We start from the raw sequence: 15,076 nt of genomic DNA, 5'->3' as shown, positions 1-15,076 counted from the left end.
GTTTCCAAAAAATCCGACCAAGCCGCATGGACAAGCCAAGGTGTTCGGCGTTAGTCATGGGACAAGGTTGGAGTAATGTTGAAGACACACGCGAAATATCATCTGGGCCAAGTTGTGCGCCACCGGAAGCATCCCTTCCGGGGGGTGGTTTTTGACGTGGATGCGATTTTTTCCAACACCGAAGAATGGTATGACGCCATTCCCGAAGACAGCCGCCCGTCCAAGGATCAACCGTTTTATCACCTGCTGGCCGAGAATGATCAAAGCTACTACGTGGCCTATGTGTCCGAGCAGAACCTGGTCGAAGATCACTCGGGCGAGCCGATTGAACATCCTGATCTGCCTGATCTTTTCGGCGATTTCGAAGACGGCCAGTACCCGCTGCAGGTTCAACTGAACTAGCGCCACCCCGTTTCGAAACGCGGCCAACCCGCTGGCAGGCGCGCGTTTTCCTATCTTTTTCGCCACCCTGAGAGATCGCGTTCAGACCCAATATCAGGCCTGTTCGTCCTCGGGTTTTGGGATCCTGAAGGACAGGATATTTCGTCCATCGCGCCGTTCATACTGCAGTTCTTCGGTCAGCTCGCGCACCAAAAGCCAGCCGAATCCCCCTTCGGGCAAGTCACTGACTTCACAGGTTAGATTATGTTCGACCGGCGCATTGGGCAGGTCTGCCGGCAAAGGCAGCCCTTCGTCCTGAACCTGAACGCGTAGCCCCGTGTCCGATTGGTCGACAGACAGATCGATACGTCCCGTAGGCTTTTCCTGATAGGCGTGCTCGACAATGTTGTTCAGAACCTCAGCAAGCACAATTTCGACCACAGATTTTTCTTCTGCGGACAGGGTCAGGGAAAGCACCTTCCCCAAGGCCTGCCGCACAGACAGGTTATCGCTTGGAATTTCCAGCTGCAGGTTCTGATCCGAAAGTGGCGTCGCCGCGTTCTGCAAGGTCTGAGCACTCCTGTAAGTGCGGTATTGTCAGCTGGCGTTGGCAAGACCGCCATCAAGGGCCGCATCCACGTTATCGTGGATGGTAAAGACCGAATCCATACGTGTCAGCGCAAAGACCTTGCCGACAGTTTTGGACAGGGCGGCCAGCTCGAAACTGCGTCCCTCGGGGACTTGCTTCATGGCGGCGACAATCGCGCCAAGGCCGCTTGAGTCAATGAAGTCGACTTTCGTCATGTCCACAACAACACGTTGCGGGCCATCCGACGTCATGTCGCGCATCTGGTCTTTGAACTTGATGGCGATGGCGGCGTCAAGTCGACTGTTGTCTACAGTGATCACTCGGGCCTCGGGCCCGTCTTGATAGGTAAGCTGCACAGGGTCGCTCCTTCCTCGCGGTTAGTAGAACTACAGTCTAGACGGCGATCCTTACCATTCGGTAAGCGAGTACGGGAAAAGCATTGGTTGGAGGCTATGATGAAAAACGTGGTTATCGCAGGGGCGGCGCGCACCCCCATGGGCGGATTTCAGGGCGCATTCTCGGGTGTGACGGCTTCGGAACTGGGCGGCGCGGCGATCAAGGCGGCGTTGGAAGATGCAGGCGCCGAGGCCAGCCAGATCGAAGAGCTGCTGATGGGCTGCGTACTGCCCGCAGGCCAGGGTCAGGCACCGGCGCGTCAGGCCGGTTTTGCCGCCGGTCTGGGCAAAGAGGTTCCCGCCACCACGCTGAACAAGATGTGTGGCTCGGGCATGAAGACCGCGATGATCGCGTATGATCAGGTCGCGCTGGGTGGCACCGACATCATGGTTGCCGGCGGCATGGAGAGCATGACCGAAGCCCCCTACATTCTGCCCAAGATGCGCAGCGGCGCGCGGATCGGCCACGGTGCGGTCGTCGACCACATGTTCCTGGATGGTCTGGAAGACGCCTACGATAAGGGCCGCCTGATGGGCACCTTTGCCGAGGATTGCGCCGAGAGCTTTCAGTTCACGCGCGAAGCGCAAGACGAATATGCGCTGAAGTCGCTGGCGAACTCGCTGGAAGCCCAGAAGACCGGTGCGTTTGAAGGCGAGATTGCCGCCGTCACCATCAAGACCCGCAAGGGCGACGTTGTGGTGGCCGAGGACGAACAGCCCGGCAACGCACGCCCCGACAAGATCCCGACCCTGAAGCCCGCCTTCCGCAAGGATGGTACGGTGACGCCCGCCAACAGCTCGTCGATCTCGGACGGTGCGGCGGCTCTGGTCATTGCATCGGAAGAGGCCGCCAATGCAGCGGGTCTGAAAATCCGCGCGCGCATCATGGGCCACGCCAGCCACGCGCAAGAGCCCAACCTGTTCACCACCGCCCCCGTGCCTGCTGCGCAAAAGCTGCTGGACCGTCTGGGCTGGACCAAAGACGACGTGGATCTGTGGGAAGTGAACGAGGCCTTCGCCGTTGTTCCCATGGCCTTCATGCATGAAATGGGCCTGTCACGTGACATCGTGAACGTGAACGGTGGCGCTTGTGCATTGGGCCACCCGATCGGTGCCTCGGGCACGCGCATCATGGTCACGCTCTTGAACGCGCTGGAAAAGCGTGGTCTGAAACGTGGTGTGGCCGCGATCTGCATCGGCGGTGGCGAAGGTACTGCCATCGCGATCGAACGCGTGTAAGGTCACATAGACCTGCTAGATTAAAGCATTCGACCTTCACGTGAGGCACGAATACCCTGCCATGCTTCGCATTTTCGGGACATTCGCGCCGCAGTATGTTTCAAGTTGAAAGTCGGATGCTTTTGGGCGCGGGTTTCCGCGCCCTTTTCATTTGGAAAACACCATGAAGATCAACTATTCTGAGACCGCCCAGATCATCGCCTCGCTGACCGAAGGCGAGACCGACGAGGTCGCCCTGATGGCCACTGTCACGTGCGAGCTGCATCACGCAGATGACCGGTTCGATTGGACAGGCTTCTACCGCGTGGCCGCGCCCGAGATGTTGAAGATCGGGCCGTATCAGGGCGGGCATGGCTGTTTGCAAATCCCGTTCTCGCGCGGGGTGTGTGGTGCTGCGGCACGCACGGGCGAGGTTCAATTGGTCGATGACGTTGACGCCTTCCCCGGCCACATCGCCTGCGCGTCTTCGACCCGCTCTGAAGTCGTGTTGCCGGTCTGGAACGCAGATGGTGCGCTGATTGCGGTGCTGGATATCGACAGCGATCAGCCTGCCGCCTTCACGCAGGACGACGCTGAGGCGCTTGCGAAAATCCTGTCAGAGACCTTCGCGCGCTAGGTCGATTTCCCGCCGAATCCCCGAAGATCTGCCCCGTTTGGCGGCCTGAACACGACATTTCCTCGTCGTATTCGGGCTTGCCACGAATCACCTTTCTGCCCCAGCATGAAAAAAAGCGTGAAAATTTCACGATAACATTCATGCGGAGGTCACATGCTACACAGCGATCCACAGCACCTGAACCGGACCAGTCTGGGGGCTGACCTGCGGGCCTTGCGCAAATCGCGTGGCATGACGATCTCGGATCTGGCCGAAGCTTTGGGGCGGTCCGTTGGGTGGGTCAGTCAAGTGGAACGCGACAAATCCGAGCCTTCGATTTCCGATCTGCGCGCAATCGCCGAGGCGCTGGGCGTGCCCATGTCGCTGCTTTTTGCGCACAAGTCCTCGCCCGCGGGCGAGCAGGGGCGGATCGTGCGCGCAGGCAATCGACGCCCGATGGGCGCAAGCCACGAAGGGTTGCGGGAAGAGCTTCTGTCCCCCGACCTGACTGATGATTTCGAGATGGTGCATTCCACCTTCGCACCGCACTCGAAGATGCAGACCCCCGCCAGCCGTCCCACGCAAGAGGTCGGCTATATGGTCTCGGGCAAGTTGGACCTGACCATTGGCGGGCGCAGTTTCACCGTGCAGACCGGCGACAGTTTCCGCATCAAGCACGAGACCTATGACTGGGCAAATCCCTATGACGAACCCGCCGTTGCGATCTGGGTGATCGCGCCGCCGGTGTATTGATTGCCATGCATCTGGCCCAACACTTTCGCACGCTTGCCGCGCGACAGACCCGCAACGGACCACAGACACAACGAACACTCGCATCACATGGAGACCTCAATGTCCGACTTCCCCACCAAAGCACGCGTCGTCATCATCGGCGGCGGTGTTGTCGGCGCCTCGACGCTGTATCACCTCGGCCTGAAGGGCTGGACCGATTGCGTGTTGCTTGAAAAGAACGAGCTGACGGCAGGGTCCACTTGGCACGCGGCAGGCAACGTGCCGACGTTCTCGACCAGCTGGGCGATCATGAACATGCAGCGTTATTCGACCGAGCTGTATTCGCGTCTGGGCGAAGAGGTCGACTATCCGATGAACTATCACCAGACGGGCTCGATCCGTCTGGCGCATACCAAGGAACGGATGCAGGAGTTTGAACGCGCCTGTTCCATGGGCCGCTATCAGGGCATCGAGATGGAGATGTGGACGCCCGAGCAGGCGAAAGAACGTTATCCCTTCCTTGAAACTCACGACCTGATGGGCGTGCTGTGGGATCCGTCGGATGGCGATATCGATCCGGCTCAGGTCACCCAAGCGATGGCCAAAGGTGCGCGTGATCTGGGCCAGAAGATTCTGCGTTTCACCCCGGCGACGGGCGTGACCCAGAAGGAAGACAAGACGTGGATCGTGCACACCGAGAAAGGTGATATCGAGGCGGATTACGTGGTGAACGCTGCCGGGTACTATGCCCAGCGCGTTGGCGAGTGGTTCAAGCCCTATGGCGGCCGCACCGTGCCGATGATGGTGATGGAGCACCAGTACCTGCTGACCGAACAGATCCCGGAAATCGAGGCTTGGTCCAAGGCACATGGCGGTAAGCTGCCCCTGATCCGCGACGTGGATGTGTCGTACTATCTGCGTCAGGAAAAGCACGGCTATAACCTTGGCCCGTACGAGCCGAATTGTAAGGCCCATTGGCTGGGTGATGACAAGATGCCCGACGATTTCAGCTTCCAGCTGTGGCAGGAAGATCTGGACCGGATCGAGGATATCGTCGTCGACGCCATGGCCCGCGTGCCGCTGATGGAGACCTCGGGCGTGTCCAGCGTGATCAACGGCCCGATCCCCTATGCCCCCGATGGTCTGCCCCTGATGGGTCCGATGCCGGGTGTTGAGAACGCGTTCGAGGCCTGTGTCTTCACCTTCGGCATCGCGCAAGGCGGTGGCGCAGGTAAGGTCATGGCCGAATGGATCGTCGATGGCGCGAGCGAATGGGACATGTGGGCGGTCGATCCGCGCCGCTACACCGACTACACCGATCAGGATTACTGCGATCAGAAAGGGATGGAGGTCTACGGCAACGAATACGCCATGCACTTCCCCCATCACGAATGGACTGCCGCGCGGGACAAGAAACTGTCGCCTGTTCATGACCGCGTGATCGCTGCTGGTGGCGTCATGGGGGCATATAACGGCTGGGAACGTGCCAACTGGTTTGCGCAGGATGGCGACGATACCTCGGAAGAAGCGACGCACACATGGGGCCGCTCTGGCCCGTGGGAGGCGCGTATCAAAGAAGAATGCGAAGCCGTGCGTGACGGCGTGGGCGTTCTGGACCTGCCGGGCTTCTCGCGCTTTGTTGTCAAAGGCGACGGTGCTGCCGAGGCTCTGCGCGGTCTAGTGACCGGTGGCCTGCCCAAGATCGGGCGTATCAACCTGGTCTATATCGCAGACAACCGTGGCCGCATTCTGACCGAAATGTCGTGCATGCGTCTGGGTGAAGACGACTTCGTCATGATCACCGCCGCAACAGCTCAGTGGCATGACCGGGACATTCTGGTGCAAGCGATGCCTGCGACTGTTTCGGTCGAGGACGTCACCACCACCCGCGACACGCTGATTGTGACCGGACCCAAGTCGCGCGATCTGTTGGCAGGTTTGTCGGATGCGGATCTGAGCCTTGGCTGGCTGACCCATCAGGCGGCTACCGTCGCTGGTAAACCTGCGCATCTGGTGCGTGTGTCCTTCGCGGGCGAGCTGGGCTGGGAAGTCCATGCGTTGAACGAGGACATGCCCGCGATCTATGACGCGATCGTGGACGGTGGCGCCAAGCCCTTCGGCATGTACGCGCTGAATTCTTTGCGTCTGGAAAAAGGCTATCGTGCGTGGAAGGGCGATCTGTCGACGGATTACTCGCTGCTGGAAGGCGGGCTTGGCCGTTTCGTCAAGCTGGACAAGCCACAGGACTTCCCGGGCAAGGCCGCGATCCAGAACGAGATGCAGCAGGGCGTGAAGAAATCCTTCGTGACCCTGACGGTCGAGGCCGGGGACGCCGACGCGCCCTATATGTCCTGCATCTGGTCGGGCGACGAGATCGTCGGCGAAACCACCTCGGGCGGGTGGGGCCATCGCGTGAACAAGTCGATCGCGCTGGGCATGGTTCGTGCCGAACTGGCCACCCCCGGCACCGTGCTTGAGGTCGAAATCTACGGCGAGAAGTTCAAAGCCGTGGTGCAGGAAGACCAACCGCTGTGGGATCCGGCAAACGAGCGTCTGCGCGCCTGATCGCATGATAAAACCGCCCCGCGCGCGCCAAGATGCGCGGGGCACACCAACAGGGAAGGAACAGACGATGAAGGACATGATCCAACATCCCGTTCAGGTCGACATCCTGATGTCAGACGGCTTTGTCTTGACCGAATTGTCCGCCATTCTTGAGCTTCTGCGCATCGCCAACCGCGTCACCGCGCGCGAGGTGTTTCGCTGGCAGAATCTGTCGCGCCACGGTGGGGATGTGCGCTGTCGTGCTGGGATCGATGTAGCGACCCAGCCCTTCCACCCCAAACCGTCGGCGCATTACGTATTTGTGCTGGGCAATTCCGACCCCGACGCGAAAGAGCTGTCACTGCAAAAGGAAATCAAAGCCTATCAATGGGCCGGAGCCCGCGTGATCCTGCTGTCCGAAGCGGCCAGCCGTCACATCGCCGAGACCGGCGAACAAACGATGAGCCACACCACCCATTGGGAAAACCGCGCGGTTCTGAACGAACGCGGCACGCCTGGGGTCGGGTCTTATGCGCTGGTTGCTGACGATGGTCGCATCATCACATCCGCGGGGATGGGATCGACCCATGACCTTGTGCTGGCGCTGTTGGGTAGCCACCTGTCCGCAGCCTCGGTCGCGACGGTGGCCGACATCATGCTGCACGAGAAGATCCGCACATTCTCGACCCTGCAACCCTTTGGCGGGAAGGAACTTACCCTAACCGGAAATCGCGCGCTGGACCAATGTGTCGAGCTGATGCAGGCCAATCTGGAAGAGCCGCTGCGCATCTCGGAACTGGTGGCGCTGCTGGGGATTTCCGAACGCTCGCTGGAACGTCATTTCCGCACGCATTTCCACACCACGCCCAACGCGTACTACCGCGAGCTGCGCCTGAACCACGCCAACACGCTGCTTTTGAAAACCGCGATGAGCGTGCGCGATGTCGGGCTGGCCTGTGGCTTTCCCAACGGGTTCTCGTCGCTCTTTCGCCGCCATTTCGGCGTGACCCCCATGTCGCTGCGCAAGACCGGAAACTTGCCTGCCTATAATAGCTAATTTCCGTCAATTTTGGCGAAAACAAGATGTTTGGTCGCGATGCTGCGTGCAAATCTCGACCCGAATCCATCAAGGAGTGATGTCATGTCCCTGCCCACACAAGCCCGCGTTGTCATCATCGGTGGCGGCGTCATCGGCTGCTCTGTCGCCTATCACCTGACCAAGCTTGGCTGGAAAGATGTGGTGCTGCTTGAACGCAAGCAACTGACATCCGGCACCACATGGCATGCTGCAGGTCTGATTGCCCAGCTGCGCGCGACGGCGAACATGACGAAGCTGGCGAAATACTCGCAGGAGCTCTATGGCGATCTTGAGGCAGAAACGGGCGTTGCCACCGGCTTTAAACGTGTGGGCTCGATCAGCGTGGCGCTGACCACTGAGCGGATGGAAGAACTGGCCCGTCAGGCCGCTATGGCCCGCGCCTTTGGCGTCGACGTGGAAGAAATCACCGCCGAAGAAGCCCTGTCGCGCTATGAACATCTGAACATTGACGGCGTGGTCGGTGGTGTCTGGCTGCCCAAAGACGGGCAGGGCGACCCGGCCAACATCGCGCTGGCTTTGGCCAAGGGCGCACGTCAACGCGGCGCGACCGTCAAAGAGCGCACCAAGGTCACCGGCATCCAGCGCGATGGGCGCAAGGTGACGGGCGTGGACTGGGCGTCGGATGATGGTAAGGAACAGGGTCACATCGCCTGCGACATGATCGTGAACTGCGCAGGCATGTGGGGGCACGAGGTTGGCCGTATGGCCGGTGTGAACGTCCCGCTTCATGCCTGCGAGCACTTCTATATCGTGACCGAAGCCATTTCTGGCCTGACCCAGATGCCGGTGCTGCGCGTGCCGGACGAATGCGCGTATTACAAGGAAGACGCAGGCAAGATGCTGCTGGGTGCGTTTGAACCAAACGCGAAACCGTGGGGCATGAACGGTATCGCAGATACGTTCGAGTTCGACCAATTGCCCGAAGATTTCGACCACTTTGAGCCGATCTTGGAAAACGCCTGTAACCGTATGCCGATGCTGGCCGAGGCTGGCATCCACACCTTCTTTAACGGCCCGGAAAGCTTCACGCCTGACGATGCCTATCACCTTGGCCTTGCGCCCGAGATGGACAATGTCTGGGTCGCGGCGGGCTTTAATTCGATCGGCATTCAGTCGGCAGGCGGCGCAGGTATGGCATTGGCGCAATGGATGGAGGATGGCGACAAGCCCTTCGATCTGGGCGACGTCGACATCAGCCGAATGCAGCCGTTCCAAGGCAACAAGCACTACCTGTATGAACGCTCGAAAGAGACGCTGGGCCTGCTTTATGCCGACCACTTCCCGTTCCGCCAGAAGGCCACCGCACGCGGCGTGCGCCGGACCCCGTTCCACCACCACCTGAAGGAACAGGGCGCGGTCTTTGGTGAACTCGCCGGTTGGGAACGCGCCAACTGGTTTGCGAATGAAGGTCAGAAGGCGGAGTATGAATACACTTGGGGCCGCCCCAATTGGTTCGACAACGCCGCCGCCGAACACAAAGCCATTCGCGAGAATGTTGGCATGTACGACATGTCGTCCTTCGGCAAAATCCGCGTCGAAGGCCCGGATGCCGAGGCGTTCATGAACTATGTGGGTGGCGGCGATTACGCGGTGCCCAACGGCAAGATCGTCTATACCCAGTTCCTGAACCGTCGCGGCGGGATCGAGGCCGACGTGACCGTCACCCGCCTGACCGAGACCTCGTATCTGGTCGTCACCCCCGCCGCCACACGTCTGGCCGACCAGACATGGATGCAGCGTCATGTGGGCGACTTCCGCGTGGTGATCACCGATGTCACCGCGGGCGAAGGCGTCTTGGCCGTGATGGGCCCCAACGCCCGCAAGCTGCTAGAAAAAGTCAGCCCGAACGACTTCACCAACGCCACTAATCCCTTCGGCACCGCGCAGGATATCGAGATCGGCATGGGTCTGGCCCGCGCCCACCGCGTGACCTATGTCGGTGAGCTGGGGTGGGAGATTTATGCCTCGGCTGACATGGCGGGGCACGTGTTCGAAACGCTGTACGACGCCGGGCAGGACATGGGCCTGAAGCTGTGCGGCATGCACATGATGGACAGCTGCCGGATCGAAAAAGGCTTCCGCCATTTCGGCCACGACATCACCTGCGAAGATCACGTTCTGGAAGCCGGGCTTGGCTTTGCCGTGAAGACCGACAAGCCGGACTTCATCGGCCGCGAGGCCGTGCTGGCCAAGAAGGAAAGCGGGCTGGAAAACCGGATGGTTCAATTCAAACTGACCGACCCCGAGCCGCTGCTCTATCATAACGAACCCGTCCTGCGCGACGGCGAGATCGTGGGCTTCCTCAGTTCGGGGTCCTACGGGCACCATCTGGGGGCCGCGATGGGCATGGGTTACGTGCCGTGTAAGGGCGAAACGGCTGCGGATGTGCTGGCGTCGAGTTATGAGATCGACGTGGCGGGCACCCGTGTGAAGGCCGAAGCCTCACTGAAGCCGATGTACGACCCGAAAGGTGAGCGCGCCAAGGTCTGATGCCATCACGAAACGTGATGCGTGGTGTCACGACATTCACGCTACCCAATCCCTCATCCGGCCTGCATAAAGGCTGGGTGAGGAACGCGATATGACAGCTACTGCCAAACCCGAAAATGTGGATACGCCGCAAGGGCTTGCCTTTGCGATCACGGCTTATGTGCTGTGGGGTTTTCTGCCGCTCTACCTGAAGCTTCTGACCCACATGCCCGCAACCGAGGTGCTGGCCCATCGCGTGATCTGGTCCGTCCCCGTCGCGGGCGCCGTGCTGATTGCCATGGGGCGCACGCGTGATCTGAAGACCGTTCTGATGGATCGCCGAAGCCTGCTTCTGGCCTTGGTCACGGCAACGCTGATTTCGGTCAACTGGGGCATCTACATCTGGGCGATTGGTGCCGGGCAAACGGTCGAGGCCGCGCTGGGCTATTATATCAACCCACTGTTTTCGATCCTGATGGGCGCCATGCTGTTGGGGGAACGCTTGTCACCTGCGCAATGGGTGGCAGTGATTTTGGCGGCGTTGGCCGTGATCGTCCTGACGGTCGAAACGGGCCGCCTTCCGATGGTAGCGCTCAGCCTGATGCTGACCTGGGGTTTCTATGCCTATTTCAAAAAGTCGCTGCCCATCGGGCCCAATCAGGGCTTCCTGCTTGAGGTGCTGATCCTAACGCCACCCGCGCTGGCTTATGTCGTTTGGCTGGGCGCCACCGGGCAGGGGCATCTGTTCACTTCGACTTGGGATACGGCGCTTCTGATGGGCTGCGGGCTGGTGACGGCTGTGCCGCTGATGGTCTATGCGAACGGCGCGAAATTGCTGCGTCTGTCGACCATCGGCATCCTGCAATACATCGCACCGACGATGATTTTCCTTGTGGCCGTCTTCATCTTCCGCGAACCGTTCGGAGGCGCCAAGCTGATCGCCTTCCCGCTGATCTGGCTGGCGCTGATCGTCTATACGACGTCGATGTTTCGGCAGATGCGGCGCAAGCGGTGACTTGCGGCGCGGGGTCTCAGCCGCTATCCCGCGCGCATGTCGTCTGAATACAACCCGCCTCAGGATCCTTTGGTCATCCTGCATCACGATCACGAGCTTCTGTTCGTGGACAAGCCCTCGGGTCTGTTGTCGGTGCCGGGCAAGGGCGAGCATCTGGCCGATTGCCTGATCGCGCGCATTCAGGCGGTGTTTCCCGAAGCACTGCTGGTTCATCGTCTGGACCGCGATACCTCGGGCGTAATGGTCTTTGCACTGACGCCACACGCGCAGCGCCATCTGGGGCTTCAGTTCGAGAAACGGCAGACCAAGAAAACCTATCTGGCGCGGGTCTTTGGTCGCGTTGAAGAACGGGAAGGCACCGTCGATCTGCCCTTGATCGTTGACTGGCCCAACCGCCCCAAGCAGCATGTGGATTTCGAGAACGGCAAACCTGCCGTGACCGACTGGAAAGTCCTGCGCTATGAAGAGAACGCCACTCGGATGCGGCTGTTCCCGCAGACGGGCCGTAGCCATCAGCTGCGCGTGCATATGCTGGAACTCGGCCATCCCATTCTGGGCGATCCGTTTTATGCCACAGGCGAGGCGTTGGACGCCCCGCGCCTGATGCTGCATGCCGAAAGCCTGCGCTTGCGCCACCCGGACGGCGGAAAAGGGATCACCATCAAGGCGAAATGCCCGTTCTGACGGCTTGACCTTGGGGCAGTAAGTCTTGCCGCCCGGCGCGCTTCCTGATTGACTGGCACGACCTGCGAAGGAGGCCCCAATGCATCAGCCCGTCATTTCCGGCACCGGCGTATTCACGCCCGAACAGATCATTACAAACGCTGAACTGGTGAAGGCGTTCAACGCCTATGCCGACAAGTTCAACGCAGCAAATGCAGATGGCATCGCGGCGGGCGACGTGGCTGAGATGGGCCATTCCTCGGAAGAGTTTATCGTGTCGGCCTCGGGGATTCATCAGCGCTACGTCATGGATAAAACCGGGGTTCTGGATCCCGATGTGATGCATCCAACCCTGCGCGAACGCGCGGATGACGAGCCGGGGATCATGACGGAAATGGGCGTAGTTGCCTGCCGCAAAGCTTTGGCGCAGGCAGGGTGTGACGCGGCGGACGTAGATCTGGTGATCTGTGCAGCCTCGAACCACGAACGCGCCTATCCGGCCATCGCGATTGAAATCCAACAGGCGCTGGGCGCGGGCGGCTTTGCGTTTGACATGAACGTGGCGTGTTCGTCAGCGACATTCGGTATTCAGGCCGCCGCTGACATGATCCGCTCGGGGTCGGTCAAACGCGCACTGGTGGTCAATCCCGAGATCTGCTCGGCCCATCTGGAATGGCGCGACCGTGATTGCCACTTCATCTTCGGGGACGTGGCAACCGCGACCCTGATCGAGCGCAAGGAAGATGTCCAAGGCGATCATTTCGAGATCCTGTCGACCCGCTGCCTGACTCAATTTTCGAATAACATTCGCAACAACAACGGTTTCCTGCGCCGCACCCGGGAAGAGACCGCTGACCTTCCCGACCGGCGCGACATGCAGTTCATGCAAAACGGGCGCAAAGTGTTCAAAGAGGTGCTGCCGATCGTGTCGAAGCACATCTTGGGGCACATCGCGGATATCGGTGTGGGGCAGGATGATCTGAAGCGGCTGTGGCTGCATCAGGCCAACAAGTCGATGAATGACTTCATCGGGAAGAAGGTGCTGGGCCGTACGCCCGAGGCCGATGAGCAGCCCAATATTCTTCAAGACTACGCCAACACCTCATCCGCCGGGTCGATCATTGCCTTCTCGAAATATTCGGACGACATGGCGCCGGGTGATACCGGCGTGATCTGTTCGTTCGGCGCAGGCTACTCGGTTGGGTCGGTTGTGGTGCGCCGCGCCTGAGGTTAGGCGTTTACCTCACCGCACGATGAATTCTGCATGAAGCGCACCGGCGGCTTTGATGCTTTTCAGAATGTCGATCATGTCGCGCGGCGCCACGCCCAAGGCGTTCAACCCGGCCACAAGTTCAGACAAGGACGCACCGCCGCTGACCTCGGCCAATCCAATGCCGGGTTCTTCCTCGATCGTGGCTTTGGTGCGTGGCACCACGATGGCCTCGCCGTCCGAGAACGGGTTGGGCTGAACCACGATGGGTTGCTCTTGAATGCGCAAGGTCAAGTTGCCCTGAGACACTGCCACTCGGCTGATCCGCACATCCTCGCCCATCACGATGGTGCCTGACCGTTGGTCGACCACAACCTTGGCGCGGCGCTCGGGCTCAACCCCGATGTTTTCGATGGTCCCCAGTGCGTGCGCTGGTGAAATCGCCCGCGTTGCGGTGATGTCGACCACCACGGTGCCGCTGTCCAACATGCGCGACACAACGCGACCGTATTTGCCATTGATTGCCCGTTCGATCCGTTCTGCGGTAGTGAAGTCCGGGGTGCGCAGGGCCAGCCGGATGGATTTCAGCTTGGTGAAGTCAAAGTCGATCTCTTGCTCAACACGTGCGCCACTGGGGATCACGCCGCTGGTGGGAACGCCTTTGGTCACCGAGCCACCATCGCCTTCGGCACTTGCCCCACCCGCGATCACAGTGCCTTGCCCGACGGCATAGATCTCGCCATCTGCGGCATTCAGGGGTGTCATGATCAACGTGCCACCCAGCAGGCTTTTCGCGTCTCCAATCGCCGAGACCGTCACATCGATCTGCGATCCTGCGCGCGCGAACGGGGGCAGCGAGGCCGTGACGAACACCGCCGCCACGTTTTTAGGCCGGAACTGTTCGCCGGTGATGTTGACGCCCAGCCGTTCCAGAATATTCGACATGATGTCTTCGGTGAAAGGCGCGTTGCGGATGCCATCCCCCGTGCCGTTCAATCCGACAACCAGCCCGTAGCCGACCAGCTCGTTGCCGCGTACGCCGTCGAATTCCACCAGATCCTTGATGCGGATCGAATTCGCATGGGCGACGGTCGCCAAAGCGAAAAGCGCAACTAGGCAGGCAAGCAGATGTTTCATCGCATGTAATCCGTGAAGTTAAGTTTCGAGAGATGTGCGGTGGTGGTGTAAAGCGCCTCGAGCTGGCCATAGAGTTCTTCCAGCCTTGCGGCGGTGTCGAACGGATCCGCGGCCGTCAGTTCGTTGTAGGAAAGCTCCAACGCGTGCTGTTCGGCTGTGTTATGTGCCACCGCGTTTTCGATCCGTGCCTCGACGGCACCGACCCGTGCTTGCAACATCGTGGTGTCATCGACAGCGCTAAGAAGGGCGTTTGACGACGTTTCGGCCAGGGATTTCTGTTGATCCAGATCACCGGAAAGCGCGCCCTCGGCCAGCACTACTGTCTTGGCGACGGCAGCCAGAAGGTTGCGTATCTCGGGGTCATTGGCGCGAACGGGCAGTGTTGCGATTTCACCATTGCCCAACCGAATGGGGCCATAGCTCTCGTCTGACCCCAGATAGCCAAGCGTATCAAACCCGCCGCCGGGCGTATTGAACCAGTCGTCGATGGCGGCTGAAACACCGGTGGCGGTAACCTCGCCCGAGATGGCGGTCATCAGTTCGGTGATGATCGTGTCAGCGTTAGCAAGGGCGGGGCCGTCGGTGGCCGAACCAGCAAATAGCGACCGCCCCCCGGCGCCTGTGTTCAGCTTCGAAATGATCGAGGCAAACTTCTGCTCTGCATCCAGTGCTGTGGTTTGCAGCATGGTCACGTTGTTTGCGCTGCGCGCCGCGATCAACCCGCTTGAGAGATCCTGCGCCTGTGTGTGAATCGTGGTTAACGCGACCTGCGTGGTCTCTGCCATCAGCCGCGCCTCGTTCGTGGCTTGCACGTGCGCCGACATAAGTTTGAGGCTGTGCTCCAGCCCCGCGAGCGCACCGTAGCCGCCAGTCGTGTGTGCTCCCAAATCAGTTTTGCGTCCTGTGGACAGTTCCGTGCTGAGCCGCGTCAGATCCTGACGCAACTGCGTGCTATGTCTCCGGGTCAGGAAGGTGCTGGCCATGTCGCCGAAAGTGGAAATGCTCATC

The 15,076-nt window shown here is 60.2% G+C and carries 14 protein-coding genes; 10 read left to right on the top strand and 4 right to left on the bottom strand.

Annotation, left to right across the window (positions count from 1 at the left end):
- Positions 1–75: 75 nt before the first annotated feature.
- The gene (gene hspQ / locus MWU53_RS07500) at positions 76–402 is read left to right on the top strand and encodes a heat shock protein HspQ (RefSeq protein ID WP_247092041.1); all 327 of its coding nucleotides are present in this window, start codon (positions 76–78) and stop codon (positions 400–402) included.
- A gap of 93 nt (positions 403–495) precedes the next feature.
- Here hspQ and MWU53_RS07495 read toward each other — a convergent pair whose 3' ends face one another.
- Both MWU53_RS07495 and MWU53_RS07490 read right to left on the bottom strand, forming a co-directional pair.
- Entirely contained in the window at positions 496–948 is a 453-nt protein-coding gene (locus tag MWU53_RS07495) for an ATP-binding protein (RefSeq protein WP_247092039.1), read from the bottom strand.
- 30 nt (positions 949–978) lie between these two features.
- Positions 979–1,326 carry an STAS domain-containing protein gene (locus tag MWU53_RS07490; RefSeq protein WP_247092036.1) on the bottom strand — a complete coding sequence of 116 codons (348 nt, stop codon included), beginning with the start codon at positions 1,324–1,326 and terminating at the stop codon, positions 979–981.
- Positions 1,327–1,425: 99 nt separating this feature from the next.
- Here MWU53_RS07490 and MWU53_RS07485 point away from each other — a divergent pair, with 99 nt between their 5' ends.
- From MWU53_RS07485 to MWU53_RS07445, 9 genes are all read left to right on the top strand, one after another.
- On the top strand, positions 1,426–2,604 hold the full coding sequence (locus MWU53_RS07485) for an acetyl-CoA C-acyltransferase (RefSeq protein WP_247092034.1): 1,179 nt from the start codon (positions 1,426–1,428) through the stop codon (positions 2,602–2,604).
- A gap of 163 nt (positions 2,605–2,767) precedes the next feature.
- Complete coding sequence (locus tag MWU53_RS07480) at positions 2,768–3,220, top strand: GAF domain-containing protein (protein WP_247092032.1); 453 nt, start codon at positions 2,768–2,770, stop codon at positions 3,218–3,220.
- 153 nt (positions 3,221–3,373) lie between these two features.
- Entirely contained in the window at positions 3,374–3,952 is a 579-nt protein-coding gene (locus MWU53_RS07475; RefSeq protein ID WP_247092030.1) for an XRE family transcriptional regulator, read from the top strand.
- Between the two features lie 99 nt (positions 3,953–4,051).
- Entirely contained in the window at positions 4,052–6,496 is a 2,445-nt protein-coding gene (locus MWU53_RS07470; RefSeq protein WP_247092028.1) for an FAD-dependent oxidoreductase, read from the top strand.
- Between the two features lie 67 nt (positions 6,497–6,563).
- Complete coding sequence (locus tag MWU53_RS07465; protein ID WP_247092025.1) at positions 6,564–7,532, top strand: helix-turn-helix domain-containing protein; 969 nt, start codon at positions 6,564–6,566, stop codon at positions 7,530–7,532.
- A gap of 84 nt (positions 7,533–7,616) precedes the next feature.
- On the top strand, positions 7,617–10,064 hold the full coding sequence (locus MWU53_RS07460; protein WP_247092023.1) for an FAD-dependent oxidoreductase: 2,448 nt from the start codon (positions 7,617–7,619) through the stop codon (positions 10,062–10,064).
- A 91-nt stretch (positions 10,065–10,155) separates the two neighbouring features.
- Entirely contained in the window at positions 10,156–11,058 is a 903-nt protein-coding gene (gene rarD / locus MWU53_RS07455; RefSeq protein ID WP_247092021.1) for an EamA family transporter RarD, read from the top strand.
- Between the two features lie 36 nt (positions 11,059–11,094).
- The gene (locus MWU53_RS07450) at positions 11,095–11,742 is read left to right on the top strand and encodes an RluA family pseudouridine synthase (protein ID WP_247092019.1); all 648 of its coding nucleotides are present in this window, start codon (positions 11,095–11,097) and stop codon (positions 11,740–11,742) included.
- Between the two features lie 79 nt (positions 11,743–11,821).
- Positions 11,822–12,949, top strand: coding sequence for a beta-ketoacyl-ACP synthase III (locus tag MWU53_RS07445; RefSeq protein WP_247092017.1), 1,128 nt, complete (start codon positions 11,822–11,824; stop codon positions 12,947–12,949).
- Positions 12,950–12,964: 15 nt separating this feature from the next.
- Here the strand turns inward: MWU53_RS07445 and MWU53_RS07440 are convergent, their stop codons facing one another.
- Both MWU53_RS07440 and MWU53_RS07435 read right to left on the bottom strand, forming a co-directional pair.
- The gene (locus MWU53_RS07440) at positions 12,965–14,068 is read right to left on the bottom strand and encodes a flagellar basal body P-ring protein FlgI (protein WP_247092015.1); all 1,104 of its coding nucleotides are present in this window, start codon (positions 14,066–14,068) and stop codon (positions 12,965–12,967) included.
- Positions 14,065–15,075 (bottom strand): flagellin, encoded by a 1,011-nt coding sequence (locus MWU53_RS07435; RefSeq protein WP_247092013.1) that lies wholly within the window; start codon positions 15,073–15,075, stop codon positions 14,065–14,067. The genes MWU53_RS07440 and MWU53_RS07435 overlap by 4 nt, the downstream gene beginning before the upstream one ends.
- Position 15,076 lies beyond the last annotated feature (1 nt).

This window comes from Aliiroseovarius sp. S1123 (assembly GCF_023015885.1).
Taxonomy (GTDB): domain Bacteria; phylum Pseudomonadota; class Alphaproteobacteria; order Rhodobacterales; family Rhodobacteraceae; genus Aliiroseovarius.
The sequence above is the reverse complement of the archived record's forward strand: the minus strand, read 5'-3'. Positions and strand labels throughout refer to the sequence as shown.